This window comes from Candidatus Micrarchaeia archaeon (assembly GCA_041650355.1).
GTDB lineage: Archaea > Micrarchaeota > Micrarchaeia > Anstonellales > Bilamarchaeaceae > JAHJBR01.
The window spans coordinates 1-3557 of sequence record JBAZLI010000087.1 but is presented as its reverse complement, the minus strand read 5'-3'; the positions used below and the strand labels follow the sequence as shown (position 1 = coordinate 3557).

General features: G+C 53.9%; 4 protein-coding genes. All 4 read left to right on the top strand.

Annotated elements, in window-relative coordinates:
* The first annotated feature begins 399 nt into the window (after positions 1–399).
* Entirely contained in the window at positions 400–681 is a 282-nt protein-coding gene (locus tag WC488_05025) for an acylphosphatase (protein ID MFA5077760.1), read from the top strand.
* A 24-nt stretch (positions 682–705) separates the two neighbouring features.
* Positions 706–1488 carry an HAD-IIA family hydrolase gene (locus tag WC488_05020; protein MFA5077759.1) on the top strand — a complete coding sequence of 261 codons (783 nt, stop codon included), beginning with the start codon at positions 706–708 and terminating at the stop codon, positions 1486–1488.
* Between the two features lie 30 nt (positions 1489–1518).
* Complete coding sequence (locus WC488_05015; GenBank protein ID MFA5077758.1) at positions 1519–2322, top strand: hypothetical protein; 804 nt, start codon at positions 1519–1521, stop codon at positions 2320–2322.
* A 21-nt stretch (positions 2323–2343) separates the two neighbouring features.
* On the top strand, positions 2344–3557 hold a 1214-nt coding region (locus WC488_05010), incomplete at its 3' end, for a tRNA uridine(34) 5-carboxymethylaminomethyl modification radical SAM/GNAT enzyme Elp3 (protein MFA5077757.1).

The window sequence follows — 3557 nt, the reverse complement described above, 5'->3', positions numbered from 1 at the left end:
GCTTGTCGTTTTCTGCGCCTGCAACAACTATGCCCAGCACCGGGCCAGCCCGTACGGCTTCCGCAACTTTTTCCCAATTTAGGTAAATCTTCATAAATTCCAGCCCGACTTTACCTCTGTTCATACGGTGCACTAGGTCTAAATCCATCTCTAGGCTAGTCCTCGCGGACGGCTGCATCGGGCCTGCAACTACAACCGCAATATGCCTTTTCTGCACCTGTTTAAGTGTTATCTTCCCACCCCTAGTTAATATGGTTAGAAAAGCTTAAATATTGTGTTAATTCACAGCGGGCTTTTTATTTGTTGCACGCCTATCATACGTAGTGATGAGTCCTAGAGGTCTGAAGTGATGATGACATGACTTGACTCTGACCAAAAACACTCCCTAATCGCGATATCATGATTTCGGCTAAAATGCTCCTATACGGGCGCGTGCAGGGCGTGGGCTGCCGCGCATTCGTTTCCTCAATCGCGAGGCGGCTCGGCGTCACGGGCACCGTAAGGAACATGGAAAATGGAAGCGTTGAAATAATCTGCGAATGCGGGAGCGAAAATATTTTTGAAGAATTCAAAAACATCATCTCGAAAGGCAACGGCCTGGTGGAAGCGGAGCGGATTGAAATTGTTGAAAGGAAAACTGCGAAAAACTCCGAATTCAAGTCGTTTTATATAGCTTATTGAAAAGGATTATGCACAGGTGCATTCATGCTAAAAGCAGTAATTCTGGACATTGACGGCGTGGTCCTGCTGGGGCTGACGGCCATAGAAGGCGCGAACCAGGCAATAGACCAGCTCAGGAAAAAGGGCCTGAAGATATTTTTCCTTTCCAACAACGCGAGCAGGAGCAGGAAATCCCTTTGCGAAAAGCTCGTTAACGCAGGAATAGAAGCCGAGGAAAGCGAGGTTTACCCTGCCTCCCTTGCCGCGGCAGATTACGTTGCGGGGAAATACCCCGGCGCGAAAGTGTATGCGATAAGCACAGGGGGTTTGGAAGAGGAACTCGGGATGAAAGGAATTCAGGTCGTGCGCGACGAAAGCGCGGATTTGGTCGTTGCGGGTTTCGACCGCACGCTCACTTATGAAAAAATCGCGATTGCGTTCAGGGCGATAATGAAAGGCGCGAAATTCCTCGCGACCAACGAGGACGCGAGCTACCCGGTGGAGAACGGGTTGATGCCCGGAGCGGCCGCAACAGTGGGGGCCCTGCGCTTCTCGACCGGGAAAAAGCCCGAAGTGATAGGCAAGCCGGAAACCTACATGCTCGAAATGATACTGCGCGAGAATCGTCTCAAAAAAGAGGAGGTGCTGGTGGTGGGCGACCGGCTGGACATGGACATCTTCATGGCCAACAGGGCAGGGATAAAATCCGTCCTCGTGCTCACCGGCATAGCCAGCGGCGAAGATGCGAAAACCAGCCCGGAGGCAAAGCCAGACCTTGTCCTCGGAAACCTTGCGGAGCTTCCCGGCCGGATTGCACAGTTTGAATAAACTTAAAAATCTACATCACATTATACACCCATGGCAGGCCTTAAAACCGCATTTGCGCTGATTGCTCTCGCGTCCCTGATGTACGCGATACCCATGCTCGAGCCGATGCAGAAAGAGATTGCAAACGGCGACGAAATTTACCTGGGGGAGATAGGCCCCGGGCAAACCATATCCATGAGCTTCGACGGGAGGCCGAAAACAGGCGGGATGTACGGCCTTGGCGGGGCATACGAGCTCGCTAACGCGTCCAACCTTCCCGGGGGCTGGTCCGCCACCCCGAGCGACTGGGCGGGCATCCCGCTCCAGGTCAAAGTGACCGCAGCCAAGCAGGCTCCAGAAGGGGAATACAGGTTCAAGGTGGAAGTGCTGGACGTGGAGCCCGAAGCGCTCCAGAATTACTCGTTTTACGTTAAGGTCAACATAACCCACGATGTACTGCGCGCCTCGCTGGACAGCTCCAAGAAGCAAACTCTCTCGGGCCAGCCGGCCAGGTTCTACGTGACCATAGAGAATAAGGCCAGCACGGGCGACGTTTTCAAAGTCAGTTCCACCAACGTTCCCAAATGGGCGTTCAACAAGTACGTTTACGTCCCAGCAAAAGGCTCCAGAACAATATATTACGAGGTCGTGAGCGCGGAGGAATCCGAATACTACCCGCTTATTTCAGTGGTCTCAGAATCCTCATCCATGATAAACCAGACGCTCCAGTCCACGGTGGAAGTGAATCCCAGCCTGCTCGCGGACTACAAAGCTACTGGCAACGGGATGCTCTTTTTCCCTGCGATGAACGGGTTGGTGTACGCGCTCGCAGGTCTCCTTTCCAACTTATTCTAATCCAATTGTAATTGTGAGCGGATGGACGCAAGGGAAAAGGCGCTTTCTTTCGCGGTGAAAGCGATTCTGGGGGGCGAGCGCGACTTGGACCGGCTCAAGAAAGAGGCAACGCAAAAATTCAAATGCGGATTTTTCAGGAACACCGAGCTCATGGAGCGCATGCCTAGGGAAAAACTGACCCCTGAACTGGTTTCCCTGCTGAAAAGGAAGCCCATGCGCACGCTTTCCGGAGTGGCTCCCATAGCAGTGATGATAAAGCCGGAAAACTCGTGCAGGTGGGGGTGCATCTACTGCCCCTATACCGGAAAGGCGCCCAAGAGCTACACCGGGAGCGAGCCCGCAGCGTTGCGCGCCAGGAGCAATTCCTTCAACCCGGCCAGGCAGGTGCGTTCGAGGCTAAGGCAGTTCGAGCTCAACGGCCATCCCACGGACAAATGCGACCTCATACTGATGGGCGGGACGTTCCTTTCCATGGACAAGAGATACAAGTCCGAGTTCGTGAAGGGAATTTACGACGGGCTGAACGGAAAGCGGTCCAGGACCCTGGAGGCGGCGAAGAGGCTGAACGAAGCCGCGGAGCACAGGATTGCAGGGCTCACGATAGAGACGCGACCCGATGTGTGCACCGAGCCCCAGATAGACGAGATGCTCGCGTACGGCGCAACCAAAGTGGAGCTCGGGGTGCAGCATCCCTCGGATTCCATCTACCGCAGGATTTCGCGCGGGCACAGCGTTTCGGACGTAATCAATTCAACCGCGTCGCTCAAGGATTCTGCGTTCAAGGTCGCGTACCACATAATGCCCGGGCTTCCGGGTTCTTCCCCTAAGAAGGACCTGCTCATGTTCAAAAGCCTTTTCTCAAAACAGGAGTTCAGGCCGGACATGCTAAAAATTTACCCTACGCTCGTGATTCCGGGCACGAAACTGCACGAACTGATGCTTGCGGGCGCATACACGCCTTACTCGACAGAAACCGCGGCCGAAGTGATAGCCAAAGCGTACAGTTATATCCCAAAGTATGTGCGCGTGATGCGGGTCCAGCGCGACATACCTGCAAACCTCATAGCCGGCGGGGTGAAAAAAAGCAACCTGCGCGAGCTTGTTGAGAGAAAAGTAGTTTCCCTGGGAATAACCATGAATGAGATGAGATGCCGCGAAGCCGGACTGAACCATAAACCCGTAAACGAGCCGGTCCTGCGCAGGATTGAATACCGCGCCAGCCGCGGAAAAGAAAT

Coding starts and splice junctions, on each gene's coding strand:
- WC488_05020 (MFA5077759.1), top strand. CDS start 706: ATGCTAAAAGCAGTAATTCTGGACATTGACGGCGTGGTCCTGCTGGGG.
- WC488_05025 (MFA5077760.1), top strand. CDS start 400: ATGATTTCGGCTAAAATGCTCCTATACGGGCGCGTGCAGGGCGTGGGC.
- WC488_05015 (MFA5077758.1), top strand. CDS start 1,519: ATGGCAGGCCTTAAAACCGCATTTGCGCTGATTGCTCTCGCGTCCCTG.